The following is a 26,463-nucleotide window of genomic DNA, read 5'->3' as shown; positions in this document are numbered from 1 at the left end:
GTCCCGAAGAAAAGCCAAGTTACTTTGACACAAAGTGTGTCAAACACTGACACGCCCCGGATTCATTACATGTGTCAAAAGCTGACACGGATTGTGTCAATAAGTCTGGCTTTTCCCTTGGTATCAATGCTAAGACCGTGCTCGCCATGGAACTGACCCGACTTAAAAGCAAAAGAATCCAAGCCCGCAACTTCAAGCAGCTTCTGCAAGATGAGCTGGTTGCCCGTTGTCGAACCAATCCCAATTATTCGCTTCGATCTTTTGCGCGATCTTTGCAAGTGGAGCCTTCCGCCCTTTCCCAAATGATCAACGGTAAGCGCCCCATCACCGAAAAAATGAAAATGCGTCTGGGAATGGCTCTGGGACTTTCCACTGATCAACTTCGCCATTTGCCAACGACACCCGAGACGGCACCGGAAAACACCCACGCCAAAGCCCGCTTTCAGCAATTGACTTTGGACACCTTCGCCGTCATTTCGGACTGGTACCACTATGCGATTCTGGAGCTGACCTATGTGGAGGATTTCAAATCTGACAGCACCTGGATCAGCCAGCGCCTGGGAATTACCAAGTCTGAGGTGAATATTGCGATTGAGCGGTTGTTGCGCCTGGGTCTTTTAAAGAAAAACAGCAAAGGAAAATGGATTGATGCCTCTGAAAACGGCGAATTGACTCACCTGAGTCCCGCTGAAACATCCGATGCCGCCAGAAAATATCAAATCCAACTGCTGGAGCTCTCGCAAAAAGCCGTGCAGGAAGTTCCTTTGGCCCAACGCAATCACACCTCCGCGACGTTGTGTTTTGATCCCGAGGATCTGGCCCCGGCAATAGAGCGCATTGCCGAGTTTCGCCGTTCCTTTGCGCGGGAATTCCAGCCCCGCAAGGCCAAAGAAGTTTATCAACTGCAAGTCAGTTTTTTCCCAATGACCAAACAAAAGGACGTTCTATGAAATCATTTTTCAGCGTTTGTTTTCTGTTTCTTATGGGCCTTTCCTCTGTCGCGTCCGCCCGTGGAGTGAAAGAGGGTGGCGGCGATACTGGCATCTTTGAAATGTGCGTGAACGAGCACCTTACAATGATACAATCTGAATTGATGCGCGATGATCTGATTTTAGAGTTATCCTCGGATGAAAAGATCCTGTATGTCGTCACAGTTACTGGAGAAGTCCTAGGCCGTGTGGACATATCGGTATGTCATCGATAGCATTTCGTTGATTTCTATCCGCCCGTGACAGAGACGATGAAATAATTTTGACAAGACATACCCGGACTCACTATCTAGTGATCATGGATTCGTGTCGCTTTGTCCTGATTCTTGTTTTTCTTGTTGTTTGTCAGGGTCACTACGCTAAGGCCGGTGGCGGCATTAAGTTTGGCTTTAACGCCAGCAATGCGCCTCCGTTGCTTTTTCAATTTGAAAATCAGAACAATCCCATCCCCACTGGGGGGCTGATTTACGAAGTTTCCGTCGCCATCGGTGAAGAGCTGGGCGGCGAATATTCCATCGCCCGCCTTCCGCGAAAGCGCATAGCCACCAATATCATTAACAACAAGATCGATCTGGTATGTCACAACAGTCTTAGCTGGCGGCATCCGTTCGCGGACGGGGCTTTATGGAGCAAGCCTCTTTTCACCCACACGAATGTACTGGTCGGACTGACGACGATTCCCTTTTCATCCGCTGATCAAATCAAGGGCCTTATCGGCACCGTGGAAAACTACGTCTATGCAGATCTTGAGGAAAAATTCAAAACTTTGGAGCTGCTTCGCAATGACAGTCCGAATATTGAAGTCAGCGTGAAGAAACTGCTGACGGGTCGGGTCCCCTACATTCTTTTAAGCGACATTGAATACATCTACTACAAAAGCCAGTACCCGCGACTGCAGCGAAGCACTTTTGCCATGGATAAGACCGACATTCAGTGCTCGCTGTCCAAGAAGTCCACCCTGACCATGGCCAGACTCAATCGGGCCATTGATCGCCTGCATGAAAAACAAGTGCTGGCTAAAATTATCAAACGCTATTCAGATCCAGAGACCACTCCCAAACCGGTGAGCTATGGTCTGAACAGCAATGATTCTCCTCCCTTCATCCACTTCGACAAGACCTCGTCCAGCGAGGGCATCGTGCGCGGCGGAGTCTTTTTCGATATCGCTCTGGCCATCGGAAAAAAAATCCAGCGCCCGATCAATTTCGTCCTGCTGCCCCGTGGTCGTCTGGATGCGCGCCTGGCTTCCGGACAAATTGAGCTGGTCTGTTATGACACTGAAGCCTGGGCTGGCGAGTACGCCAAACAATATCACTGGAGCACCCCAATCTTCCGACAAAGTGACTATATCGTTGGGCACAAGGCTGACGCGGAAGTGGCCAAAATCCGCACGCTGGAAGACCTTAAAGGCAAGCGCATTGGTGCCGTCCTGAACTTTGTTTATCCCGCGCTGACACCCCTCTTTGAAGACAAAAGCCTGCAACGCGAGGATGCGGGATCCGGAGCGGCTAACGTGGAAAAGCTCAGTGTGAAACGCGTGCCGCTGATTCTTTTGAACAGTCTTGAATACAGCTACTATAAAAGCAAAGATTCCAGGCTGCAAAAGGCCCCGTTGGAAATTGATCCCGTCGATGTGAAGTGTGCCCTGTCCAAAAAATCCAGTTTGAAAATAGAGGAAATCAATTCTGCCATCCACGATCTCGAAAAATCCGGCCGGATGCAGAAGGTCTTTGCCCCTTCCTATCTGCTTTGACAGGAGGATTTATGATCAAGGCTTTGATGCTGTTTCTCGTTCTGGCGGCTCTGCTTCCCGCGACCTCTCAAGCCCAGGAACCGGACAAGTCCCGCAACTATCAGTGGTTGCAATTCAATCTTTACAAGGGCTTTGACAACAAAAATCCTTTTGATCAGCAGGATGACACTTACCTGGAAATGGAGTTCGGGGGAAAATCGGGTTTTTTGGACTTTTACGGGTTCTTTGACGTCTTTGATATCTTCGATTCCCAAGACAGTGACTTCCACAATACAGACAATCTTTTTCTAAAAACCTTCCCGCGCTTTTCACTCAATCACATGACCCAGAAAGACCTTTCCTGGGGGCCGATTCAGGAATGGTATGTGGCTACCCTGTTGATCGTTGGCGACCGGGCGTTGTTTGAGGAATGCATCGGCCTGGGAGTCGACTTCAAAGTGCCCTGGAATGGAAAGCTCGGAGCCAATCTGATGGCCCGCTATGTGCGGGAAAACTATGGCGCCATCAACGAACACACCTGGGACGGTTACTTTCTGGCAGTGAACTGGTTTGCTCCGTTTTATCGCTTCGCCAATGAAAGCTTCCTGTCTTATCAAGGGTATCTGGATTTTATTTTTTCTGCCGATGAAATTGGTCAGGAACCCGGCCGAACCACCAGCTCCATCGCATGGTACAACGGCTTTTACTGGCACCAGACTGACTATTCACTGGGTTATGGGCTGAAGTACTACAAAGACTATGGTCAGTTTGTCGATGGTGGCATCGCCGGAGAAACCTCCGGCTTCGGTCACTATGTGGTTCTGGGATACAAATTCTGAATCAGACTCCGGCGGCTTTCGACTGGCCCTGATCGGCGGTGATCCAGGATTGCAGGTATTCCGGCATTGCCGGCGCCGTCAGATTTTCACCCACGGCCTTCATCAATTCTGCCGGAGAAACTGTCCCGCCTTTTTTACTTAAAAAACGGGCGCGGATCATGCCAATGGCAATAAGCTCTCCGCGGCTCATAAACTTATGCTCAAGATAAAGGTACTTGTCATCCCAAGTGATCAGTCGCGTGTGCAATGTGAATTTCTGAAAGACCTTCAAAGACCGGCGAAAGCGGATGGTTTCTGATGCGACCACCGGATACCAGCCTTGCGCCGAAATTGCTCCGGCAGCCTGAGCGCGGATCATATAATCCGTGCGCGCCAGATCCTGCAATGACAGATAAACCCCGTTGTTCATATGACGAAGAACATCCAGATCCGTGGGCCACACACGAAAAGGTGTCGCGCACTCATCCATGATTCCCACGCGGGAACGAAAACGGGAAAAAATCAAAACATGCAAAAGACGGAAAAACAGATTCATAAAAACCTCGAAAGCCCCTGGGCCCTTACAAGCCTAACAAGCGGGGCTTTGCGAAGTCAAAATGGAGTTAGTTCTGGGCTTTTAAAGATCCCTCGGCGTCCGGCTTTAAAAACCGGAACATCGGCGTTGTTTTGAATTTCCCGCTGATATTTCCGATCAAATCATAGCTTTTCGCCAGAGTGATTTTCTTCACCGCGGCCCCTTTCTTGAAATCCAGCTTGGGCATTTCCACCCAAACCAGATAGGGGCTCAAAGTACTTTCATAAAAATAAAGTCCACGGGTCAGATCCGCAACCGTGCGCCAGCGGGTGGTGGAAATATACGGCCGTGCCGGATCCGGTGTCCCGAATGGCTGAGAAACATTTCGTAAAACACTCAACACCCCGGCCACAGCCTCGCGATAGTCCTTGGGTTCCGGCAGGCGTTCGGTATAGAAAGCCGCACGCACAAAGCGGTCCGCCGCCTCGGTTGTGCCGGGAAGCTTTTTACTGCCACCAAAGCCCTGATACTGCTTCATCGATTTCAGTTGCTGATCAAAGGGAGGCGAATTCGTCATAAAGCGATACTCTTTGCCGTGATAGATTTTGATTTTGCCATCAATGTATTCCATCACCACGGAATCACCCGTCTTGTCTGACAAAGCCAAATGCACCGTGCCCTGGCGCACCCCCTGAGCCGTGGGCACGCTGGCCATCAGGACCTGAATCGGAGACTTTTCCAAAGAGGCCATGGCCTCGGCGACGGTAGCGAAGTTATCCAGGAAATACTGCGCCCACATACTGACTGACAAACCCGGAACAGCCTGATCCCGGGAACCGAAGTGACTTTCAGACAAGTAAAGCAAATTGGCCGTCAATCCTTTTTCATTCAGTCCGTCGGCCGTTCCCACATCGTACATCGACAGAATCACGCTGCCATACTTGGAGGTCCACTTGGCTGAATTGCTCGCGGCCATTCCCTCACGCTCCATGCCTCTGGGAAGTAGCCACAAATTGGATCCGGTGTCCTCGGCCCAGTCCATATTGCGCCCGACAATCACATCCTGATTCTTTCCATCCCAAAGAATGCGCGTACAGGGATAAGCCGGGACCGCCAATAACAGACTTAAAAGCACAGACAGTGTCTTCATGGGTAATAACTCCTTGTTTATATCCATTACACCTTAAAGTCTGTCCACAAGCCAGCTGTATGAAAGCAAAAGGCCTCTGACTTTCGTCAAAGGCCCGCGGTCGGTACACTTTTTCTGGATCAACTTAGAATCCGTCGGTCGTTCCGACTTTGGCACGCGGATCTTCATCCGTATCAAACGGAATCACTGCCGCTGCTGGCGGAGGCGCAGTCTTTTTCGGCGGAGGCGTGAACTTCATAACCTTGGCAGACTTCGCTTCTGGTTTTTTCGCAGCTTTGGCAGGGGACACACGGGACGAAACAGGCGCTTCAACCGGAGCCTCCACGGCGGTGGTTCCCGTAACAAAACTGTTTAACTCACGCACCATGATTTGCATTTGCTCGGACTGGGAGGAAATCTCTTCGGACGTCGCCGCGATCTCTTCAGAGGAAGCCGCATTGGACTGAGAGCTCTGATCCAGTTGATTCATTGCCTTGTTGATCTGCTGAATACCTGTGGTCTGCTCGGCACTGGCCGCAGAAATTTCGTTATTCAGATCTGCCACCTTCTTAATGGAATTCACGATGTTATTTAGAACATCCCCGGACTTATCCGCAATGTGGGTCCCATTTTCAATTTTTTCCACCGAGTCTTTAATCAAAGACGTGATGTCTTTGGCGGCTGAAGCGGATCTTTGTGCCAGGGCACGAACCGCTTCGGCAACAACTGCGAAGCCTTTCCCCTGCTCGCCGGCACGGGCGGCTTCCACCGCCGCATTCAGGGCCAGCAAATTCGTCTGGAAGGCGATATCGTCGATGACGTTGATGATCTCTTCGATCTTTTTCGAAGACTGAGAGATATCACGCATGGATTCAACCAGATTCTTGATCTCGCGTTCACCGTCCTCGGCCGCGGAACGGGAGGACTGCGACAGCGTCGCCGCCTGTTTGGCATTGTCAGAATTCATTTTCACCATGGAAGTCATTTCCTCCAAAGAGGCCACGGTTTCTTCCAAAGAAGCCGCCGCAGAAGTGGAGGACTGAGACAGTCCCTGACCGGCCAGGGTCAGTTGTGTGATGGCTTCGTTCACCTGATGACCAGCCCCTGCCAGACGGGAAACCGTGTTGTTCACCGTACGGCTCAAAGACATCCCGATAAACATCAAAAGACCAAACACCAAAGCCGCTGCCACACCACCAATGGTCGCCAGCATGATCAGGCCTTTTTGGGTTTCAGCTTTCTGTAAGGTGTTGTTTTGGGCGGCAAGCTTTTCATACATCACCACAACATCGCCAGCGACTTTTTTAATCACTGTGGAATGCTTCAGGTAGGACCCCTCGGTCATAACCTCACGCAACTTATCAAAGTCGGCGCCTGGTTTTTCCAATGCTGCAATGAGAGCTTCGACTTCCTGAACATATTCCGCATTGATTTTACGTGCGGGCTCATACATCTCGGCTTCACCGGGCTGGAACGAGGCCGCTTCATAGGCCTTGATGGCATCCTTATATTCAGTGATGGCTGTCTTTGCTTTGCCTACATAACTGTCACGATGCTTGGGAACATCTTTGTTGGCCAGGGCCCCCCAAAGATACTGCCCAATGCGGGCTCGACTGCCTTCGATTTCGCCGACGGCCTTCATGTTCGGAATGACATTAACATAAGCGTCATTCAGCATAGAGCCGGCGATGTTCAGATCTTTATAGGCCACCCAACCCAGCAGCGCAAAGCCTGCCATCGGAATCAAAGCACACACAAAAAGCTTGCCTTTAATACCCTTGAACCAAGAACTGATTGCCATAATATTTTTTGAAACCTCAAAAAGAGTTGTTTTTTAGATCCCCTCTTTTTTCGGTGAAAAACTGGCCCACCTGAAGGGCTTAATCCAAATAGTAAAAATGGGACAGTTCCGCGAGTTTACTCATATCTGGCTTTTTTATCGGTGTAACAAAGCGGGATTATTGCATTCAGGAAATATCGATAACACCCCTAATTGAATTTCAAAAAGCTCCCGAAAAATAAGACGTCACCTATTTGGGGTAGCTATTAACCATAAGGAAGTTGAAATGAAATTCTCAAACGGCACGTGGAATCATAAAGCAGTCATCGCAATCGCTCTAACCTCCCTTTTCTTTGGTTGCGCCAAAAAAGAAGAAGAAACACCCAGCACCGGCGAGGTGACTGTGGCCCAATTGGAAGGCACACGCTGGGGCTCATGCACAGCGGTGAGCGGCAGCACCTATGGGTCAGCAGTAAATGGCATGTCTTATATGCGCGGCCTTACTTTCCAGTCTGATGGCACTTATGCAATTACAACGTTGTTCTTCACGGGCACGACCTGCGCCTTTGGTGGGGATAACGTCTTTACTATGAGCCAGGCAGGGACCTTCGAAATCGGTGAAGTTCAGGAATCCGGCGCCACTCAGATCATTTACACTGCCGCAGGTTCTGTACTGACGACCTTCGCAGGCACCTCCGCCGGCGGAACGACTTGGGCCGGAAACTTTAACGACGCAACCTGCACGGGCGGCCCTGATCTGGTCGTGGATACAAATGCGACTGACACCAACACGGTAACTGGTCTGTCGTGCTCTGATTCCAGTCCCGACTTTGCCTTCCCAGAGTTTGCGCCAGCGGGAACTGTGTTCTATGACCTGGTTACTCTTTCTGGCTCCACCCTTACAGTCGGTGATCTGGCCCAACTATGGAACATTGGTCAGGTGTCCTCGTACCCAACCAGCGCCACTCAACAATTCATTGAATACTAAAGTCAGACTTGCCGCCGTAGAGAAAAACTAGCGGATAGGAAGAATACGGATCTGGCCTGGCATTCGCACAATGCGAACCAGGGACAGGTCCTTTTTCAGAACGCTTGGAGTGCCATTTTGCTGATTCATTTCAGCATTTACTTCCTCTTGAATCACTACCATGTAAGTGGCTTCAAAGATGTGCCCGGTGCCGGCATGACGGAAACCCACAAAGTAAGTGTACTGAGCTCCGGCACTCATCCAGCCTCCACGGGCAAAAGACGTCTGGACCGGGTCGGTGAACTCTACGGAACCACAGTCCTCAATCCAACTGTCAAAACGTGGTGCGGAAGGGTCACAGTTTTCTTTTTCCAGTTCATCCCGCAAGCTGGCCAAACGGGTGTTTGGATCATCCAAAAGCATTTTCATGAACTTTTCATTTTCTTCACCGTCGACAAACATGGCCGCCTGAATTCCCTGCCCTTCATCGGTAACGATTTTGACCACAGCCCTTTCAGCATCAACTTTCGTGAAATGGCGGCTTTCTGCGGCAAAAGCGGCGGAAGAAAAGACAATAGAACCCAAAATGGACAGCACAATCCATGTTTTCATTATAAAGAACTCCTTATTGTGAAGAACATAAGGGATAGTGCAGAACTTTTCTTGAGACAAATTAACATGCCTTCATTAAGGCACTGTCATGTGGTAGGTTGGACGGATGACTGAGCTCAAAGAACGATTATTAAAATATTACGAAGAAAACGAAACCAAAGTTGATATAGCATTCTTTCTGGGCGGCTTCTTTTTCGATATTCTGACCCTTTCCGCCATAGATGATCTGTTGGGTATCTCGCAACAAATCATCTATTTACTGATTCTGGGGTCGGTGCTTTATTACGACTTCCTGTTCACCCATGGCCTGTTCCAGCCCTCCCGCCGCCTGGGCAAAATCTGGGAATACCGCCAGTTGATCGTGCATTTCCTGCTGGGAAGCCTGCTCAGTCTGTATTCGCTGTTCTTCCTGAAAAGTGCGTCTCTGTTTTCGTCGGTGGTCTTTGTCGCCCTGCTGATGGGGCTTATGGTGGCCAATGAAATGAAGCGCGTTCAGCGCAGTGAAATCAATATCAAGATCGGCCTGTACGTCATCTGTGTGTTTTCATTCTTTTCCATGACGATCCCGGTGATCCTGGGTTTTGTCGGGCTGTTCCCGTTCCTGCTGTCCATCGCCTTTACCGGGGTTGCCATTTATGGGGCTTTCCTGCTGTTGAAAAGAAAGATCCAGGATCAGGGCACCCTGCAAAAATCCCTGCTGCTTCCCGGAGCCACGGTGCTGGTGCTGTTTTTGGCGTTCTATTTGGTGGGGTGGATTCCGCCGGTGCCGCTGTCGATTCAAAACATGGGTATCTATCACAGCGTGGAAAAATCCGAAGGCAAATACATCCTGTCCCACGAACAGGCCTCCTGGAGATTCTGGCGCCGAGGAGATCAGGAATTTTACGCTGAACCCGGCGACACCGTTTATTTCTTTGCCGAGATCTTTTCCCCGGCAAGGTTCAGCGACTCGGTGATTCTGCATTGGTATTACAAAGACCCCGTCCGCGGTTGGCAAACCACCGACAAAATCCCGATGAACATCACCGGCGGCCGTAAAAACGGCTATCGCGGTTTTGCCTCAAAACAAAACTATTCCGCCGGTGACTGGCGCATCAGCGTAGAAACCACCGACGGCCGCGAAATCGGACGCATCTATTTCAAAGTCATTAAATTAGAATCAAACAACCCAGAACGAGCCTTCTACAAAGACATCTACTAAAGAGGCCTTATTGATTCACTCGCACCAGTTTCACTTCAAAGTCCTGGGAGGGGCTTTTTTGAAGCTGTTCCTGGGCTTGTTCATTGGCGGCAATCGCCACTTCCGAGCTATTCAGAATTCTCAGCAACCTCTTGCGCAGAATCTTTTCGCTGATTGAGGCTTCCTTGATCATTTCGTTGAATCCCTGAACCTCAGCTTGGGAAAACGAAGCAGACATTAAAATCAGTGAAATTATTAAGAAGCGCATCCGTGCCCTCCTGTTCCTATCTATAGGAAACCGGCAGGGCTTCGGTCGGTTAATAATTAATTAGAAGCCTCTGGCGGGTGCTGAGGATCAATATACGTCTTTTCAGCATCCTCTTTAAGGACCTGGGCCAACTGCTGCGCGGCCTGGCGGGAGACGTCGATGAAGGTCTTCTGATCGTGGCGAACTTTGAATTGCTCTTGCAGCATCAGTTCATCATGCAGGCGGAAGCGCTCAATGATTTCATGGGCGCGCTTGGCAGGAGTGCCCATTGCAACCAGCAACTGCTCAGAAAGCGCAATGCTGGAATCAATCGTTTCACGGCGAACATAAGCGACTCCGGCTTCCATCAGGTCAAACGTGTGCTGACGGTTGCGGGACCGGGCAAAGACTTTCACATGCGGATAATCATCCCGCAAAACCTGGGCAATTTTGTTCGAGGTCTCAACATCATCCACCGCCAGCACGAAGAATTTGGCATTTTTGATCCCCGCAGCCTCCAGAATCTCGGGACGGGAGGCATCACCATAATAGACCTTATTGCCAAAACGGCGAAGCATGTCGATTTGTTCTGTATCATGTTCAATCGCGGTGAATTTGACGTCTTGGGTCCGCAAAACACGGCCAAAGATCTGACCGACACGACCGAAGCCGGCGATAATCACGGCATTGCCACTGTCACCCTCATCAATCTTGTCATATTGAGGACCGCCGCCCGCCGGGCTTTTGCAGGCAATCATGGCCTGGATCTTTTCATTCAGCACGATGATAATCGGACTTGCGATCATGGAAAGAGTCACCACCAGAGTGAATCGCTGGGTCCATTCTGGTGAAAGCACCTGCGCACTTTGCCCCACCCCGAAGATCACAAACGCGAACTCCCCACCTTGCACCAGATACACGGCCAGATTGTTGGAGGCCGGACGGTGCAGTTTCATCACACGTCCCACACCATAAATCAGGAAGCCTTTCAGAACCATGTAACCCACAGTGATCCCCAGGATCAGACCGGGATTTTCAATCAGCAAAGACAGCTTGACCGACATGCCCACAGATACGAAGAACAGACCCATCAGCAAACCCTTGAACGGTTCAAGGTCGGCCTCCAATTCGTGGCGGTATTCAGATTCTGAAAGCAGGACGCCGGCCAGGAATGCCCCCAATGCCATCGACAGTCCCACGCTTTCCATCAGGAAGGCCACACCGATCACCGTCAGCAACGTCACCCCGGTGAAAAGTTCGCGGCTGCGGGTTTCCGCCACCACTTGCAAAAATCTTCCCATCAGAATGCGACTTCCCAACGCCAGGCCGATAAAGATCGCCAGGGCCCCGCCCCAGTTCACCTCGCGGGTGGAGGCCGTCACCAGCCCCAAACTTGGGATCACTGCCAATGCCGGAATGGCCACCACGTCCTGCATCAACAGGATCGCAAAAGAAGCCCGGCCAAATTCGGTGTTCAGAACCTTTCTTTCAGACAAGCTTTGCAACGCAAACGCCGTCGAAGACAATGACAGAGCAAAACCCACAACAGCCGCGCTGGCCCAAGAGATGCCCAACTGGTGCCCGGCGAAAGTGAACACCACGGTACAGAACAGAATCTGCAACCCACCGAAGCCCAGCAGGGTTTTTCTTAAACCCCACAGTTTTTTGGGCTGCAGCTCAAGGCCGATGATAAAGAGCAGGAAGACCACGCCGAATTCAGCGATGGTTTGCACGAACTGAAAGTCGGAAATCAAACCCCATCCCAGGGGACCAATCAATATCCCGGCCGCCAGGTAACCCAGAATGGTTCCCAGGCCCAGCTTTTGAAACAGGGAAACAAGAACGACAGAAAAACCCAGGAACGCAAGAATCTGCAGAAGCTGCTCATGTAAAATCATGTAAACGAAGGTATCAAGCTGTCTTGATCCGGGCAAGATTCCTGTGACAACCATGGAACGATCTTTTAGTCTGGGGCCTATGACAAAGAAAACTGCAGGCATCTGGTTTATTTTTATCACCGTGACTTTGGACATGATCGGACTGGGTTTGGTGATCCCGTCCCTTCCGGACATCATGCGCCGTTTTGTTTCCAGCGAAACTTCGGTCACGGAGTACTTCGGCTATTTCATTTCCATTTATGCGCTGATGCAGTTTTTAGCGTCCCCGCTTTTAGGGGCCCTGTCGGACCGTTTCGGTCGACGCTCCGTCCTTTTGATTTCACTGCTGGTCGCGGGCTTTGACTACATCCTGATGGCTTATGCGCCAACGCTTGAGATCCTTTTTGCCGGGCGAATCATCGCGGGCCTGACTGGTGCCAACATCACCGTGGCGATGGCCTATATTGCTGACGTCAGCAATGATGAAAACCGTTCGGCGAACTTTGGCATGGTGGGCGCTGCCTTCGGCCTGGGCTTTATTATCGGGCCGGCGATCGGGGGACTGCTGGGACACCTGGGACCTGAGTACCCGTTCTTGGTGGCAGCAGGTCTGAACCTGCTGAATTTTTTATTTGGTTTGTTCATTCTGCCGGAGTCGCTGCCAAAGAACCTGCGACGCAAAATCGATTTGCGCCGAACCAATCCGCTGTATTCGCTGTTGGGGGTTTTGCGTTCCAAACACCTGCTGGCTCTGTTGCTGGTTTATTTTTTCTTCCAGTTGGCGGGTCAGACTCACCCATCCATCTGGACGCTGTACACTGAAACACGTTACGGATGGACGACGGCACAGGTCGGCCTGTCGTTGGCTGTGGTCGGACTGCTTTCTGCTGTGGCCCAAGGTTGGCTGACAAGGCTGGTGATTCCGAAGTTTGGCGAACATCGCACTGTGGTGATCGGGTCCTTTGGTTATGCGGTTTCATTCATTTTCTATGGCATGGCCACAGAAGGCTGGATGATGTATGCAATTTTGATTTTGTCAGCGGTGTTCTGGACTTCACCACCGGCACTGCAGTCCTTGATCAGTCACAAGACACCTCCTCAGGAACAGGGTGAATTGCAGGGCTCCCTGGTCAGTCTGTCCAGCCTGGCCGCGATCATCACCCCGCTGGTTACAACCAAACTGTTCGCACATTTTTCTTCAGGAAATCCGGGAACTCTCTACCTCCCGGGGGCACCTTACTATTTCGGCGCGCTGATCTGCTTCATTTCCTGGGCGATAATGTACCGTCGTAAAGTGTAACCAGAGAATTGCTAACTTTCTCGTTCGGCTTTCATCAAATCTTGACCTCTCGTTTTTTCGGCGTCCATGTTATGCTTAAAAAAACGGGAGGTGGTTATCTATCACGGCGAACGCTTTAACAGCATCACTCACCTGATCGGTGCCGCCTTGTCGGTGGCAGGATCTTCTGTGCTGATCACGCTGGCGACCGTGACCGGTGACTTTTGGAAAATTGTCGCGACCAGTGTTTATGGCGGCATGCTGGTTCTGCTCTACACCATCTCGACGCTGTATCACAGTTTTCAAGGCCGCTCGAAACAGATCTTTCAAAAGCTCGATCACATCGCCATCTATCTATTGATTGCCGGAACCTACACACCCTTCACCCTGATCACTTTGCGTGGTCCCTGGGGCTGGTGGCTGTTCGGCATCAACTGGACGCTGGCGCTTTTGGGAATCATCTATGAACTGACGCTGTCACACCGCACGCGCATCCCGTCGATGATTATCTATGTACTGATGGGATGGCTGGTTGTTGTCGCCCTGAAACCTTTGACGGCCGCGCTCCCCACTTCCGGCATTTTCTGGCTGACACTGGGGGGACTGCTGTACACCGGCGGCATCGGATTCTTTTTGTATGATGAAAAGGTCAAACACTTCCATGGCATTTGGCATCTGTTTGTTCTTGGTGGAAGTGCGTGTCAGTACTTCTGCATTCTCTTCTATCTGATTTAAGTGTCACATTGACCCTGATCGGGCTGGCACTGTCTTTGAAATATTTTCCTGCGTGATCCAACAACGGAGGGAAAATGAAACCACTAATGACTTTTGCAATGATCTGTTTGTTCTCGATGAACGTGTTTGCTGCCAATATCTTTGACTGGGTGAAACCCGACCGTCCTGGAGACCGTCCTGGTTATGGCCGCCCGCAAGTCAGTTGTTCTGCCAGCGACGACGGCTGGGAAGAGCACTGGAGCGGCCACCGTGATTGCCGCGAGTGCTTGAAAAAACACGGCAACTGTATCGAAACCTGTTCTGCCAAATACTATGCCTGTACGGCGGAAGGTGTCGACTATCGTGGTTACCGCATGACAATCGAAAGCCGTGGCAACACTCAGTACGCTGCTGAACGCGAGGCCATTGACCGCTGCCACTACCGCTACAGCAACTGCCGCATCACCTCCTGCAACGAAAAGAACGAAACCGTCTCGCGCAGATCTTGCCGCTAGTTCGTATTTCCGGTTATCTTTGAGGGAGTCATGAGCTCCCTCAAAGAATCTCTTTATTCCGCCATCAATGTGACCATGCCCGTGGACCTTTCCACGCAGCTGGATCGTCATGCCTGCGTGGCCCTGATCCTGCGCGGAGATTCCTGGGACAATTTGGAGCTGGGATATATCCAGCGCGCCTTCAGCGAATCCGACCGCTGGTCAGGACAACTGGCTTTCCCCGGCGGTAAACGCGAAGAAACCGACAAAACCGATCTGGACGCTGCCCTTCGTGAGACGCGGGAAGAAATCGGCATTGAGCTGACAAATCCGGAACTGCTGGGACGTCTGAATGATATTCAGGCCCGCAAAGCCGGAACCATGCTGGATTTTTACATCCGCCCGTTCGTGTTTTTCATCGAGCGCGATTTCAATATTGTGCTGGATCCAAATGAAGTGGCGGATTTTTTCTGGATTCGACTTAAAGAAATTCAAAATCCCCACAGAGTGACGACCTATCGCCTGCAAAGGGACAACATCTCTCTGGAGCTTCCGGCCGTGTATCTGGATCGTGAGCCGCCTTTGTGGGGTTTGTCGTACATGATGACCCTGAATCTGCTTGAAGTTCTGGCAGCGGCGAGCAAATAACCATCAAATTGTCTCACCACTGATCGTCAAAAAGAACGACACCCCTTTTTTATCGCTGTTCGCAGCGAGTTTTACGTCTCACGCTTGGACGACGTTCATTTTTTTCCAGAATTTAAAAAAAGTCGCTCAACTATCCAAAGGTCTGGCCGATAAGTTTTATGAACCTCAGGTTAGGTTCTGCGAAAGGAGCCTTGAATGGCTAAAATGCATGCAGTACGTAAGGAATATATCTGGAACCGGGAGATTCGTGAATTGGCTCTCCTGACAGAGACGGGTCCACCTTAACTACTTCAGCAGATTTAAGATTGGTGATTAAATAAAAAAACCAGAGCGAATAAGGCGCCCTGGTTTTTTTATTTTTATAATGCGGTCTGAAACTACAGGATCGAGAAGATCGTGGAGAAGCTCAGAGTCGTGGACTCGGTACGAGCATCTTTAGGGTAGTAGTTCAGATAAGGCGCGAAGTAGATGTCACGAGAGAACGCATAGCCCATGCCCACGCGGCCGCTCAGGGTTTTGTTCAGCAAATCCATCTCGCCATCACGGTAACGTGGATTCCAGAAGTTCATCGCCAGGGACGTGTAAACGTTCAACTTGTCAGAGAAGTTGTACTTCACCTGTGGATAGAAACCCAGGTGGTAACGGGATGCTTTACCGTCTTTTGGTTCATAACCGCGCTCATACAGGAAGACGCTCAAGCCTGTGTCCAGGCCCACCGCAAAACCGGAAGCCCCGATGTTGTAAACCAGAGAGTTATCGTAAGAAAGAGAAGAGTATTGACCCACATCGCGGAAGTTCGGAACCGTCGTCAGGGAGGCACCGTAAGAGTTGCGAACCTGAACATCACCCAAACGCGCATTGCGATCATAGCTGATGAATGGAGTTTTCACATCCGTGCGCTCTGCCCCTTGGAATGGAGTCAGAACGTTGATGCCCGTCCCCGCGCTGATCGCCGCTTTGGAATCCAAACGGTAACGACCGCTGATGGAGCCGCTCAGGGAAACCTGATTCACACCGATGGAACCATCCGGATTCGGCTGAAGTTTGCTGTCAAGGTCGCCCACAGGAGGACCAAAGTAAGAAAGAGAGAATTTCAAAGAGTAACGGGACAAGGAACCGGATTCCGCTTTCAACTTGGAATCAGTGATGTCTTTGTCGTCTTCGAATTTTTTGTTTTTCAGAACATCACCCACGGAAGTGGTTGTTTTCTGAGTTCCGGATTCCACAGATGGAGTGGAAAGAGTGGTAGAAGAAGTCTGAGCGTTGGCTGCCAACGAAAGACCCAGCACTGCCGCGAACAAAAGCCCTTTAGTCATTAAATCCCCCAAAGTTTCGGCAGGTTGTACCTGCCCAAGAGGGAAAAGGAAAGTCATGCTTTTGTTATGGAACGGGGCGGGTAGTTTTTTCTAAAATCCCTCACGTAATTTATAGAGCACCTGGGGCAGAGATTCGACCACATCGGACGCCGTCATGCTTAAAAGATCGCGCTTTCGGGACTTCCACAGATTCGCCGTGGCTCCGTGAACGTAGGCCCCCAGCAGGGCTGCCCGTAAAGGGGGCACCTTTTGCGCCCTCAAAGCCGTTATAATCCCCGCCAGCACATCCCCGGTTCCGGATTTCGCCAAAGCGGCGTTTCCGGTGGAAATTCCAAAAACCCGGTTGGGGCCGGCCACCAAAGTCTGCGGGCCTTTCAGCAAAACCACACAACCCATCATCTCCTGAGCAATGCGAACAAATCCATAGCGGTTGGCGGCGATTTCTTCGGCCTCCACCCCCAGGCAGCGCGCAAGCTCTCCGGTGTGAGGTGTGACGATCCAGGTTGGGGGTAACGGAAACAGATCCTGTTCCGCACAGACCGTCAGCGCATCGGCATCGAGCACCACCCGTTCGATCTTGCGGGCTTTCAATTCACGAATCACCTCAGCTGTGAGCGGAGTGACTCCAAATCCCGGTCCGCACAAGAGCGCATCAAACTTTTGATCCTGCCACTTGTTTTTCTTAAGATCCAAAACCAAAAAATCCGGATTTTCCAATGATGAAACCGCCACCCCTTGCGGAGCCAGCATCACATAGCCACTGCCCATGCGCAAAGCCCCGCGGGCCGCCAGAATCCCGGCCCCCGGGTACTGGGCACTGCCCGCCAGCAAAAGACTGCGCCCCCTGGTGGCTTTATTATCGTGGGTGCCGACAGCGGGTAAAAGTTTCCGCGCCGTTGATTTCTTAAGGATGCGAACGGGATCATTGGCTTTTTCCATAAACCTTAGTGTATAAACCAAATCCATGATCGTAAAGACAGAAGCCGACCTGGAAGGTCTTAAAAAAATCGGGAAAATCGTCGCCAACTGCCTGCAGTACATGGCTCGCAAAATGGAACCCGGCATGAGCACCAAAGAGCTGGACAACCTCGGTGGCCAGTATCTGGAGCTTCATGGCGCCAAGTCCGGCCCCATGGCAACGTACAACTTCCCTGGCTATAACTGCATCAGCCTGAATCACGAAGTCGCCCACGGCGTGCCCTCTGACAAGAAGATCATCAAAGCCGGTGACCTGATCAACATCGACGTGTCGGCTGAATTCGGCGGCTACTTTGCGGATAACGGCGGATCCTTCATCGTGCCTCCGGCAAAGAAAACGGACGAAGATCTTTTGAAAGTCACCCGTCTGGCGCTCGACACAGCGATCAAGGCCGTGAAAGCCGGAGAGCTGATCAATGTGATCGGCTACAATATCGAAAAAGTCGCCAAGTCCCACGGTTACACCGTTATTGAAAATCTGGGCAGTCATGGTGTGGGCCGCGGCCTGCACGAAGAACCAAAATTCATCGCGGGTTATTTTGATAAGACCGACAAACGCAAACTGAAAGAAGGCCATGTCATCACCATTGAGCCTTTTGTTTCCACCGGCGCAAGATTCGTCGATGAAGAACCCGACAACTGGACACTGGTGGCCGGCAAAGAACATCGCACCGCTCAGTTCGAACACACGATGGTGGTTCTGAAGGACCGCGCCCTGATCGTGACCATTCCTGACTCTGTTTAAGAACTAACAACTTTATACAGCACATCGACCCCGGCCACGATTTGCTTCTCTGTCAGCGCGGAATAACCCATGACTAACCCCACGCAACGGGGTTTCTGCACGGATTTACTGGTATAAAGTCTTTTTACTGAATAGACTCCCACCCCGCTCTTTTGCGCGGACTCCAGAAAGTATGGCTCCATTTTTTCAGGCAGATCCTTTAGCCAAACGACAATGTGCAGTCCCGCATTGTCCCCTTGAATTTCAATTCGATCAGAAAAACGCCGCTGCAAGGTTTCAACCAGGACGTCCCTCCGCTGACTGTTCTTGCGCCGAATCCGTCTTATGTGCCGTTCGTACTGGCCTGATTCCAAAAACTCGGCGAAAGCTTCCTGTTCCAGTAAAGAACTATGACGATCAGCCAACATCTTGGCTTTCCTAAAAACTGCAATCAGATCTTTGGGAATGACCATATAGCCAATACGTAAAAAAGGAGCCAGAGTTTTGGACACTGTTCCCAGATAGATCACCTGAGACTCATCTCGAAGTCCATAAAGACTGGGAACCGGCTTGATGTCGTAGCGATACTCGCTGTCGTAATCGTCCTCGACAACAAATGCATTGTTAACGGAAGCCCACTGAAGGAGCTCCATCCGACGTGCCACACCCATGACGCTGCCAAGAGGGAATTGATGCGAGGGCGTGACATACGCCAAGCGAGCCTTCACCCCGGGCAAAGCGGAGGTCTGCATTCCCTCGGCATCCACGTCGATGGAAACGGGCTTGGCTCCGCTGGCTGCAAAGGTATTCATCGCCATCACATAACAAGGATTCTCGATCACAAACCGGTCCTCGGGGGTTAACAGAATCCTTGAACAAAGATCCAAGCCCTGCTGTGAACCGCTCACAATCAAGATCTGTTCCGCTGAACACTGAATCGCCTTGGAACGCCACAAGTAAGCCTGCAGCGCTGTTCGCAGCCGCAAATTTCCCTGAGGATCATCATAGCTCAAGGTTTCACGACGCGAACCCAGCGCCATACCCAGGGCCTTTTTCCACGGATTCACCGGAAAATCGGTGACGGCCAAAGCCCCATAGCGAAAGTCAGCCACCGGGCATTTCATTTTCGCGGGCGGCTCCGCCATTTCCACGATGCTTTTGGCGAAATCAGAAAAACTCACAGCTTGCTTTCGTCGGTCGGATCCTTTGCGAATTGCAACAGGTAACGCCAAAGGCATGACCTGCGCCCGAGCACCAGGGCGGGCACTGATAAAACCTTCGGCCATAAGCTGTTCATAAGCCACAGTCACAGTTGTTCGCGAAACCCCCAACTCATCCGCCAAGGCACGACTGGACGGCAACCGGTCACCCGGTGAATAGGTCTTGTCCAGGATCTGGATTTTTAACTGTTCGTAGATGCCCTTGGAACCGATCTGCCCACGCTTCATAACTGGCCCACCTAATTTAACAAAAACTGGCACTTCTATAAAGCCAGTTTAAAGCTACACTAATGATAAGGCAACCCCACCACGAAAAAGGATTGTATGTATAAACCCAAAGCTTTCACTGAAGACCGCCAGGAAGTTTTACTTGAGCATATTTTAAAGTACCCGTTGGGCACTCTTATCAGCCAGGACGACTCCGGGATCACAGCCAATCTGATTCCCTTCAGCCTGCACCTCGACGAAGAACGACCCGTTTTACGTTGTCATTTAGCCCGTGCCAATCCCCAGATCGAATCTTTGCAAAACGGCCGCGAGGTGCTGGTGATCTTTAATGGCCCCCAGAACTATATTTCACCCAACCTTTACCCGACAAAAAAAGCTGACGGGAAAGCTGTTCCAACCTGGAACTATTCCACCGTACAGGTACGCGGAACTCCGGTAGTCATGGAAGATCCAAAATGGATACTGCAGCAGATCACGGATTTAACCAAGGCACAGGAAAAAGACAGTGAACATCCATGGCAAGTCAGCGACGCACCCCAGACCTATATTCTGGGGCAGCTCAAAGCGATCATCGGCTTCGAAATTCCCATTGAAAAAATTGATGGCAAATTCAAAGTCAGTCAAAACCAGCCCGAAATAAACAGAGTCAGCCTGGAACGGCACTTCCGTCAGATCGGCGAAACTCAAATGGCCGATTTCATTAGCCAGCGCGGCCCCAGAAAGCCAGAGGAACCGGCATGACAAATCCGCTTCAACCCTTGCTGGAAGGCACCTTGCTGACACTAAGACCTTTAAAGCCATCGGACCACGACGAACTGTATCTTTGCGCCTCTGACAAAGACATTTGGGCACAGCATCCCCAATCAGACCGACACAAGCCCGAAGTGTTTCAACAATATTTCAATGGCGCCCTCGAATCCGGTGGCGCCTTTGCCGTCCTTGATCAGGCAACTGGAAGGATGATTGGCTGTTCCCGATACTATGACTTCAAGCCCCCCGAGGCAAAAATCGGCTATACCTTTCTGACGCGCGCTTATTGGGGCGGTCTTTACAACCACGAACTGAAGGACCTGATGTTGAAGCATATTTTCAGATACTGCGAACGCATCCATCTGGAAATAGGGCGAAACAATCTCAGATCCCGCATCGCCACGCAGCGTATCGGCGCCACGCTGGCAATAGACCCCGTCGGCGCAAGTAAGGTGACCTACACCATCGAACGAGGCCACTATCTAGGGAAGGAAAGCAAATGATCACCATACACACTACAACCAAAGATCAGGCCGGAATTCTTTGCGAACTCGGAGCCCGGACTTTTACAGAGACCTTCAGTAAAGACAATTCACCTGCTGACATGCAGATGTATCTTGAAAACACATTCAGCCCGGAAAAGCAGCTGGCAGAAATCAGTGATCCCGCAAGACATATTGCCATTGCCTGGGACGGCGCAACCCCGGTGGGCTATCTGCACTTGCTCAACGGACCCGTGGATCCAGCTGTTCAAATAGAAAAACCGATCGAGCTTCTAAGACTTTACGTCCACTCCGGATGGCACGGAAAAGGGGTTGGCGCTTTGCTGATGGATAAATGCCTGCAACTGGCGAAGGATCTTGGCCACAAATCGCTATGGCTGGGTGTATGGGAACGAAACATTAGGGCTCAGAAATTCTATGCGAAATATGGATTCAAACAAGTTGGACAGCATGTTTTCAAGCTGGGTACGGACAAGCAGACAGACTTCATCATGGTCAAAGAGCTTCCGGAGCAGGCTGTGACGGATTCTGTTTAAATACACGAGGGCTTTCTTTGCAGAGGGCCTTTTAAAAGTTCTAAGATTTTCTCCTCACCCTTAGGAGACCTTATGAACAAACGCATCGCCGCTCTGTCTGTGGCTTTGGTGGTAGCAAGCCCCCTGGCTTATGCTGCCTCCCCGTCTGCAGGTTTTAAAATCGAATCCAACATCACTCTGGCTTTGGCTGAAGAAGCTGCCAAAGAAGCTGTCGCCAACTGCGCAACCAAGGGCTATCAAGTGGCCGCTACCGTCGTCGATAAGGCAGGCGACGTTAAAGCGATGTTTCGCGCCGATGGCGCGGGCCCTCATACCGTCGATGCCAGCCGCCGCAAAGCCTACACCTCCGCTTCTGCCAAGAACGGAACCTCCGCAATGCTTGCAACATCTCAAAGCAATCCTGCCGCTCAGAATCTTGGCGCCATTGACGGATTCCTATTGCTCGGCGGGGGCCTTCCCATTCGAGCTGGCAGTATCGTCATTGGTGCTATTGGCGTGGGTGGTGCTCCAGGCGGTCCTTTGGACGACCAGTGCGCTCAAGCTGGAATCGACAAAATCAAGGATCGACTAGGAAATTGAAACACTAGATTCCCCGACACGCTGCCTAAAGGCTTTAAGCCGGAAGAAAAAGGTGAAAGGCTGTTTACGTTCCTAAAATAACCGGAGGATTTATGAAACTGTTTTTTGCTATCGCTTCTTTGCTAGTGGCTTTCTCTGCGCAAGCTTCTGACCGTAAAGTCGGAAACATCATCGCGGTTGAAAGAGAAATCTCCAACCTTTACAACACGTGCTTGAAGAACGTATCTGGTGCGACAGACAAACCTCAAAGCTTCTTCTCTTGCGCTATCAAGTTCACAACTGATGGCGAGCTTCCGGTGACGAAGGGCCGCGTTCTGAAACTGATGGATGACCGCTGTCAGGTTGTGGGTGAAGCGATGAATGGTGTTGTGCTGATCACTTTCTCTGGCACAAAATCTCCGTCCACTTTCGAAACTTCCCGCGCGTGTCTTGAAAGATCTCTGAGCGATAAAGACTTCGTAAAAGTGATCGTTTACACTCTGGAATAATTGCTCCACGCGATTATCAATTCATTTGCAGGAAGAAGTGCTTCAACACTTCTTCCTTTTTTTTTTGCTTTCGCTCATCTCGAATGAGAACGATCTCACCTAAAAAGGCGAGAGACCTTTTTGTTTTTTTGCGTCCTTTTACTTGCCTCATCTTAGCCCCCTAATTAAAATGATAAGGAAGCTTTAATATGCTTGCTGACAGTTCTAGGAGGTTCTATGGCAAAGCTGTTTCTAACTGAAATTCCCTCCCGTGAAGCCATTCAAGAAGAGGCTGGTGTTCTTTATCCCCAGGTGAACCCAGAGGCGTGGTACTCGCATATTCTTTTGCGCAAAATCACCACGGAGTTTGAAATCAATCTGGACAAATTTTTCTCCCAGTACAGTTTGTCCTCAGGTCGTTTCACGCTGATGATTTTGCTGAACAAATATGTGGACGGCCTGATGCCTTCTGAATTGGCCCATATGGTGGGTGTGACCCAAGCCACAATCTCGGGTCTGATCAACAGTCTTGAAAAGGCCGAAATCGTGCAAAGAACCACGCACGAAAAAGACGGCCGCTCGTACGTGATCAAACTGACTGAAAAAGGAAAAAAACAAACCGGCGAGATCCTTCCAGAGTACCAGACCCGCATCAATAGATTCTGGAGTGAGTTCCCATCCCAGGAAAAAGATCAGATTAACGGTTACTTTGAAAGACTGATCAAACAAATGAAAGAAATCGGCCAAAAACCCGCTGCCGAATAAATAAGAAAAAGCCCGCTCACAAAGCGGGCTTTTTCTTTTTCAAACTTCCAATTTCTAATCTCTAATCTCCAATAACTATTCGCCTGCCATAGTACAACTGATGATGTTGTCCAGAGTAAAGCCCGATGTATTCTGGAATGGACCGAAGTGATTGTAAGATCTGCCCACGGACATGTGCGGGCTTACACAACGCTCTGCCGGAGCTTTCAAGGAACCGTTGGAGTTCACGTTGTACGGGTGCGTGTTCTTGGAGCTTGTCGCATTCACCTGAACTGCGAAGCTGCCAGTGACTTTCGCTGCCGCACAGAAGGCGTTGAAGGTCTGCAAAGAGCTTCCCAGCACACGGATCAATTCAGACTGGGATGCATTCGTTTTGATGCCGCACTTTGGATACAGTTGATTCCATTCACGGATACAAGCCTGGATATTACCACCAGCGTCCGGAGTGAACTGGAACAGACCGATGTTCAGACGGGATTCCGCAGGCTGGTTTGGATCTTCATAGAAGTTCACACCCGCTGGACGGCGATAACCGGATGGAGCATATTTATCCGCCACTCTTTGAGCTTTCGCCGTATCTGCCGTCGTCAAAGACTCCATGTAAGACAGACACATCATGAACTTGGACCACAATTTAGAGGCTTTCACGTAACCTTCGCGGTTGCCGGACAAAGCCTCACGGCGATAACCATTCATCAGATTTGTGAAGTCATTGATTTTTTTGATCGTTGCCGCACTTGGAATGTTTTTACCCGCAAAGGTCGTGTTCAAAGTCGAGGACGTCACGTTACACAATGGATGTGAAATCAAACTGTTTGGCAGATATGTGTTCACGTCTTTATTCAGATTGAAGTAAGAAGCCACATAACCCAGTTGCGCTTTGCTTGGCTGCATTTTCAGTTCAACTGCGTAAGCGATACGATCTGCAAAACGGTCGTTGGAATCCAGGTTCGTGTCACATTTATCTGTGGCATGAGCTTCCTGGGCGTTACGAACCGGCAAAAGCTCGCGATAAGTGCTGTATTTGGCATCCACCACACCGCCGACCGGGTAAGCCACTTCTGTAAAGACGTTGAAACCTTCCGGAGTGATAGAGTCTGTCACCGCCGCAGGTTCACGCACCGGAGGGGTTGTTGTTGGTGGAGTCGTGGTTGGCGGAGTTGTTGTCGGAGGTTTCGTAGAACCAGTGGATCCGGAGCTGCTGCTGCCACCGCCGGAGTTCACCGGCTTCTTCGCCATGGCGAAGGTCGTGGAGGAAAGAGTTGTCGTAACGATAAGGCCCATCAGGATGTTGGTTGTGCTTTTTTGTGTTTTCATACCTCCTAGATCGGAGATAGGTCGCGCGACTAAAGGCGTTCTGGACCATTTTAAGGTCCAGTTTTCAGGATCTTGGTAAAGTCCGGGAAAACTGAAAAATTAATAAACAGAAACCCTCTGGACCTTGGACCGTACTTTGGGTTTAAGAACTGCCAACGGTCCACCGATAATAAAGGGGTAGGTAAACAACAAAAAGGGAGTCTCAATATGAGTCAAAAATATGATGTACCGAACCTCTTTAATTTCCTTCTGCATACTCCAGAGGGCGGTCTCAGAAAAATGCTCGTGGACAACAAACCGTTCACTGAAGCGCACTTTAATCTGATGATGAAAGTGGTTCGCGCGTGCAACGAATCCCAGTTCACTGAACACTTTGAAAAACAGGATTTCCCAAAAGTAAAAATGGGCCCTGCGGATATGAAACTAAAAGAGAAGTTCTGGGCTGACTGCATGGTTGTATGGGATAACCGTGGACTTCTGACTCCGGCTGTGGCAACTAAGGCGGCATGATCGCATATCTTGCCCCGGAAAAATTTCTGCCTGATCTTCTGGAAGAACTTAAATACGTAAAATCAGTTCACGGAAATCTGGTACTCACTGATGGGCCCCTGCAGAATCCTGTATGGGCCCAAAATATTTGGCTTGATGCCGAAATCATTCCTTTTGAATCCATCACCCAGGCTGCCAAGGCCTTAAAGTCCCGCGGTAAACTGTGGGCCCCCTACACCATTGAAAATCACCGCCGTGCCCAGTTGATTCAGGACCAACTGCCGAAACTGCGCCCACGGGTGATCAACTTTCTGGATCCGCTTCCGGAAAACAATCTGGGCGCCTGGATGCTGCTGGATAAAAACACGCTGCTGGCATCGCCGACGACGAACTCCCCTTTTCCATTGGGGGAAGTTCAGTTCAATGAAGATAAAAAGAATCCTCCGTCACGGGCCTACCTGAAACTGTGGGAGCTATTCACTGTCTATGGCATTCGTCCCGACAAAGGGCAAAGGGTTGTGGACTTTGGCAGCTGCCCCGGCGGATGGACTTGGGTGCTGCAGACCGTGGGGTGTGAGGTCGTCAGTATCGACCGCGCCCCGCTGGAACCACATATCGCCGCCTTGCCCGGCGTGAAGTTCATGAAGACCAATGCCTTTAACGTGAAGCCCGAGGACATTGGGGCCATTGATTGGTTCTTCTCGGACATCATCTGTTATCCCGAGAAATTGCTCGAGTTGGTTCAAAATTGGCAAGCTTCAGGACTTTGCTCAAACTTCGTTTGCACGATAAAATTTCAAGGTAAGACCGACTATGAAACTTTGAAAAAGTTTCTGGCGCTCGATAATGTACGTATACAGCACTTGCACCACAACAAGCACGAGGTCACGGTATGGATCAAAGCACCTTCAAGCTCATAGCGCGCGCTGATGAAAGAGCGAAACTTTGGGATGATATGGCCAAAGCTCGCGGCGAATTCCTGTGCAAGGGCACGGACGATTCTATCTGTAAGTTGCGTGTGGTGCTGTTCAATTCCAAACATCAGGCTTTAGAGTGCACATTTGAATCGCCAACCCAAATGAAGGATCAGGAAGAATATCTGGGGCATTTCTTTTTGGGTGGTGAAAAGTACTACTTCCAAAGCAAGGCCCAGGTCATCAACGGCAAAGTGCTGATCCCCGTCCCGCAGGAACTGTATCACCTGCAACGCCGCCAAAATTATCGCGTGCGCATCCCGGATGGATATCAGGCTTTCTATAATATTATTCTGGTGAATGATAAACCCCAGAAGATCACAGGCCAGTTGGCGGATCTCAGCAGCCAGGGCTGTCGTGTGGTGTACCGCTTGGATGCCCCTTTGATGAAAACCGGCGACAAAGTCACAGGTCATCTCCTGATCGGCAAAAGAAGCCCGATCGAAGTTCAAGGCGAAGTCCGCCACATCAAAGTCGACGACGGCAACAAGGTCATCCAAACCTTCGGCATCGAGTTCACCCCCCTGCCAACAATCCTGGAAAACAAACTCTTCGCCATCACCCTAGAAATCCACAAAGAAGTCTTCCGCCGCTAAAAGGTGCCTGGTGACTTTTT

The 26,463-nt window shown here is 50.6% G+C and carries 30 protein-coding genes; 20 read left to right on the top strand and 10 right to left on the bottom strand.

All coding sequences use genetic code 11. The annotated features are described in order from the left end of the window. Positions 1 to 146: 146 nt before the first annotated feature. The 4 genes from ACZ520_RS03080 to ACZ520_RS03065 all read left to right on the top strand — a co-directional run bounded on the left by ACZ520_RS03080 (position 147) and on the right by ACZ520_RS03065 (position 3,560). A complete protein-coding gene (locus tag ACZ520_RS03080) occupies positions 147 to 950 on the top strand; it encodes a TIGR02147 family protein (protein ID WP_157678795.1) in 804 nt (267 codons plus the stop codon). Continuing rightward, positions 947 to 1,204: a hypothetical protein gene (locus tag ACZ520_RS03075; RefSeq protein ID WP_088566228.1), complete on the top strand. Its 258-nt coding sequence runs from the start codon at positions 947 to 949 to the stop codon at positions 1,202 to 1,204. Before ACZ520_RS03080 ends, ACZ520_RS03075 begins: the two co-directional genes overlap by 4 nt. A gap of 83 nt (positions 1,205 to 1,287) precedes the next feature. Then, positions 1,288 to 2,742, top strand: coding sequence for a substrate-binding periplasmic protein (locus tag ACZ520_RS03070; protein WP_464127500.1), 1,455 nt, complete (start codon positions 1,288 to 1,290; stop codon positions 2,740 to 2,742). An 11-nt stretch (positions 2,743 to 2,753) separates the two neighbouring features. Further along, positions 2,754 to 3,560, top strand: a complete 807-nt coding sequence (locus tag ACZ520_RS03065) for a nucleoside-specific channel-forming Tsx family protein (protein WP_464127498.1) — start codon at positions 2,754 to 2,756, stop codon at positions 3,558 to 3,560. Position 3,561: 1 nt separating this feature from the next. On the opposite strand, the gene ACZ520_RS03060 is transcribed toward ACZ520_RS03065, so the two are convergent. The 3 genes from ACZ520_RS03060 to ACZ520_RS03050 form a co-directional block, all read right to left on the bottom strand. Beyond that, the gene (locus ACZ520_RS03060) at positions 3,562 to 4,095 is read right to left on the bottom strand and encodes an acyl-CoA thioesterase (protein WP_088566231.1); all 534 of its coding nucleotides are present in this window, start codon (positions 4,093 to 4,095) and stop codon (positions 3,562 to 3,564) included. 67 nt (positions 4,096 to 4,162) lie between these two features. After that, on the bottom strand, positions 4,163 to 5,224 hold the full coding sequence (locus ACZ520_RS03055; protein ID WP_464127496.1) for a linear amide C-N hydrolase: 1,062 nt from the start codon (positions 5,222 to 5,224) through the stop codon (positions 4,163 to 4,165). A 124-nt stretch (positions 5,225 to 5,348) separates the two neighbouring features. Next, complete coding sequence (locus tag ACZ520_RS03050; RefSeq protein ID WP_464127494.1) at positions 5,349 to 7,004, bottom strand: methyl-accepting chemotaxis protein; 1,656 nt, start codon at positions 7,002 to 7,004, stop codon at positions 5,349 to 5,351. Between the two features lie 265 nt (positions 7,005 to 7,269). Between ACZ520_RS03050 and ACZ520_RS03045 the strand changes: the two genes are divergently transcribed. Beyond that, positions 7,270 to 7,971, top strand: a complete 702-nt coding sequence (locus ACZ520_RS03045; protein ID WP_374032032.1) for a hypothetical protein — start codon at positions 7,270 to 7,272, stop codon at positions 7,969 to 7,971. Positions 7,972 to 7,998: 27 nt separating this feature from the next. On the opposite strand, the gene ACZ520_RS03040 is transcribed toward ACZ520_RS03045, so the two are convergent. Then, on the bottom strand, positions 7,999 to 8,562 hold the full coding sequence (locus ACZ520_RS03040; protein WP_088566234.1) for a hypothetical protein: 564 nt from the start codon (positions 8,560 to 8,562) through the stop codon (positions 7,999 to 8,001). 106 nt (positions 8,563 to 8,668) lie between these two features. On the opposite strand from ACZ520_RS03040, the gene ACZ520_RS03035 reads away from it, so the two are divergent. Further along, complete coding sequence (locus tag ACZ520_RS03035) at positions 8,669 to 9,763, top strand: DUF2914 domain-containing protein (RefSeq protein ID WP_464127491.1); 1,095 nt, start codon at positions 8,669 to 8,671, stop codon at positions 9,761 to 9,763. 7 nt (positions 9,764 to 9,770) lie between these two features. Here ACZ520_RS03035 and ACZ520_RS03030 read toward each other — a convergent pair whose 3' ends face one another. Together ACZ520_RS03030 and ACZ520_RS03025 are read right to left on the bottom strand one after the other, a co-directional pair. After that, positions 9,771 to 9,980, bottom strand: coding sequence for a hypothetical protein (locus tag ACZ520_RS03030; RefSeq protein ID WP_416479478.1), 210 nt, complete (start codon positions 9,978 to 9,980; stop codon positions 9,771 to 9,773). 86 nt (positions 9,981 to 10,066) lie between these two features. Then, a complete protein-coding gene (locus ACZ520_RS03025) occupies positions 10,067 to 11,887 on the bottom strand; it encodes a monovalent cation:proton antiporter-2 (CPA2) family protein (protein ID WP_464127489.1) in 1,821 nt (606 codons plus the stop codon). A 79-nt stretch (positions 11,888 to 11,966) separates the two neighbouring features. On the opposite strand from ACZ520_RS03025, the gene ACZ520_RS03020 reads away from it, so the two are divergent. The 4 genes from ACZ520_RS03020 to ACZ520_RS03005 all read left to right on the top strand — a co-directional run bounded on the left by ACZ520_RS03020 (position 11,967) and on the right by ACZ520_RS03005 (position 15,001). Further along, positions 11,967 to 13,166 carry a TCR/Tet family MFS transporter gene (locus ACZ520_RS03020; RefSeq protein ID WP_464127487.1) on the top strand — a complete coding sequence of 400 codons (1,200 nt, stop codon included), beginning with the start codon at positions 11,967 to 11,969 and terminating at the stop codon, positions 13,164 to 13,166. Positions 13,167 to 13,262: 96 nt separating this feature from the next. Further along, entirely contained in the window at positions 13,263 to 13,880 is a 618-nt protein-coding gene (gene trhA, locus ACZ520_RS03015) for a PAQR family membrane homeostasis protein TrhA (RefSeq protein WP_416480765.1), read from the top strand. A gap of 74 nt (positions 13,881 to 13,954) precedes the next feature. Next, the gene (locus tag ACZ520_RS03010) at positions 13,955 to 14,374 is read left to right on the top strand and encodes a hypothetical protein (protein ID WP_088566239.1); all 420 of its coding nucleotides are present in this window, start codon (positions 13,955 to 13,957) and stop codon (positions 14,372 to 14,374) included. Between the two features lie 30 nt (positions 14,375 to 14,404). Beyond that, entirely contained in the window at positions 14,405 to 15,001 is a 597-nt protein-coding gene (locus ACZ520_RS03005) for an NUDIX hydrolase (protein WP_464127485.1), read from the top strand. 377 nt (positions 15,002 to 15,378) lie between these two features. Here the strand turns inward: ACZ520_RS03005 and ACZ520_RS03000 are convergent, their stop codons facing one another. After that, positions 15,379 to 16,317, bottom strand: a complete 939-nt coding sequence (locus ACZ520_RS03000) for a hypothetical protein (RefSeq protein WP_232468760.1) — start codon at positions 16,315 to 16,317, stop codon at positions 15,379 to 15,381. A 90-nt stretch (positions 16,318 to 16,407) separates the two neighbouring features. Further along, positions 16,408 to 17,256, bottom strand: coding sequence for an NAD(P)H-hydrate dehydratase (locus ACZ520_RS02995; protein WP_416479480.1), 849 nt, complete (start codon positions 17,254 to 17,256; stop codon positions 16,408 to 16,410). A 25-nt stretch (positions 17,257 to 17,281) separates the two neighbouring features. Here ACZ520_RS02995 and map point away from each other — a divergent pair, with 25 nt between their 5' ends. Then, on the top strand, positions 17,282 to 18,040 hold the full coding sequence (gene map / locus ACZ520_RS02990) for a type I methionyl aminopeptidase (protein ID WP_464127482.1): 759 nt from the start codon (positions 17,282 to 17,284) through the stop codon (positions 18,038 to 18,040). Here the strand turns inward: map and pdxR are convergent. After that, the gene (gene pdxR, locus ACZ520_RS02985; protein ID WP_464127480.1) at positions 18,037 to 19,467 is read right to left on the bottom strand and encodes a MocR-like pyridoxine biosynthesis transcription factor PdxR; all 1,431 of its coding nucleotides are present in this window, start codon (positions 19,465 to 19,467) and stop codon (positions 18,037 to 18,039) included. The two genes, map and pdxR, sit on opposite strands and share 4 nt — an antisense overlap. Positions 19,468 to 19,563: 96 nt before the next feature. Between pdxR and ACZ520_RS02980 the strand changes: the two genes are divergently transcribed. From ACZ520_RS02980 to ACZ520_RS02955, 6 genes are all read left to right on the top strand, one after another. Further along, on the top strand, positions 19,564 to 20,208 hold the full coding sequence (locus tag ACZ520_RS02980; protein WP_464127478.1) for an FMN-binding negative transcriptional regulator: 645 nt from the start codon (positions 19,564 to 19,566) through the stop codon (positions 20,206 to 20,208). Continuing rightward, a complete protein-coding gene (locus ACZ520_RS02975; protein WP_464127476.1) occupies positions 20,205 to 20,720 on the top strand; it encodes a GNAT family N-acetyltransferase in 516 nt (171 codons plus the stop codon). The genes ACZ520_RS02980 and ACZ520_RS02975 overlap by 4 nt, the downstream gene beginning before the upstream one ends. Continuing rightward, complete coding sequence (locus ACZ520_RS02970) at positions 20,717 to 21,256, top strand: GNAT family N-acetyltransferase (protein WP_464127474.1); 540 nt, start codon at positions 20,717 to 20,719, stop codon at positions 21,254 to 21,256. The genes ACZ520_RS02975 and ACZ520_RS02970 overlap by 4 nt, the downstream gene beginning before the upstream one ends. A 72-nt stretch (positions 21,257 to 21,328) precedes the next feature. Next, positions 21,329 to 21,835: a GlcG/HbpS family heme-binding protein gene (locus tag ACZ520_RS02965; protein ID WP_464127472.1), complete on the top strand. Its 507-nt coding sequence runs from the start codon at positions 21,329 to 21,331 to the stop codon at positions 21,833 to 21,835. Positions 21,836 to 21,927: 92 nt separating this feature from the next. Next, entirely contained in the window at positions 21,928 to 22,323 is a 396-nt protein-coding gene (locus ACZ520_RS02960; RefSeq protein WP_015089801.1) for a hypothetical protein, read from the top strand. A gap of 216 nt (positions 22,324 to 22,539) precedes the next feature. After that, positions 22,540 to 23,067 (top strand): MarR family winged helix-turn-helix transcriptional regulator, encoded by a 528-nt coding sequence (locus ACZ520_RS02955; protein WP_464127470.1) that lies wholly within the window; start codon positions 22,540 to 22,542, stop codon positions 23,065 to 23,067. 75 nt (positions 23,068 to 23,142) lie between these two features. Here ACZ520_RS02955 and ACZ520_RS02950 read toward each other — a convergent pair whose 3' ends face one another. Then, positions 23,143 to 24,384: a hypothetical protein gene (locus ACZ520_RS02950; protein WP_088566245.1), complete on the bottom strand. Its 1,242-nt coding sequence runs from the start codon at positions 24,382 to 24,384 to the stop codon at positions 23,143 to 23,145. Positions 24,385 to 24,591: 207 nt separating this feature from the next. On the opposite strand from ACZ520_RS02950, the gene ACZ520_RS02945 reads away from it, so the two are divergent. From ACZ520_RS02945 to ACZ520_RS02935, 3 genes are read left to right on the top strand one after another with little or no spacing between them, the layout of a single operon-like run. Continuing rightward, a complete protein-coding gene (locus tag ACZ520_RS02945; protein WP_157678796.1) occupies positions 24,592 to 24,894 on the top strand; it encodes a hypothetical protein in 303 nt (100 codons plus the stop codon). Beyond that, positions 24,891 to 25,793: an SAM-dependent methyltransferase gene (locus tag ACZ520_RS02940; protein WP_464127467.1), complete on the top strand. Its 903-nt coding sequence runs from the start codon at positions 24,891 to 24,893 to the stop codon at positions 25,791 to 25,793. The genes ACZ520_RS02945 and ACZ520_RS02940 overlap by 4 nt, the downstream gene beginning before the upstream one ends. Next, positions 25,766 to 26,443 (top strand): flagellar brake protein, encoded by a 678-nt coding sequence (locus ACZ520_RS02935; RefSeq protein WP_088566248.1) that lies wholly within the window; start codon positions 25,766 to 25,768, stop codon positions 26,441 to 26,443. Before ACZ520_RS02940 ends, ACZ520_RS02935 begins: the two co-directional genes overlap by 28 nt. The last annotated feature ends 20 nt before the right edge of the window (positions 26,444 to 26,463 follow it).

The organism is Bdellovibrio sp. BIS2, assembly GCF_055398295.1.
This window is presented reverse-complemented; position numbering and strand designations above follow the sequence as displayed.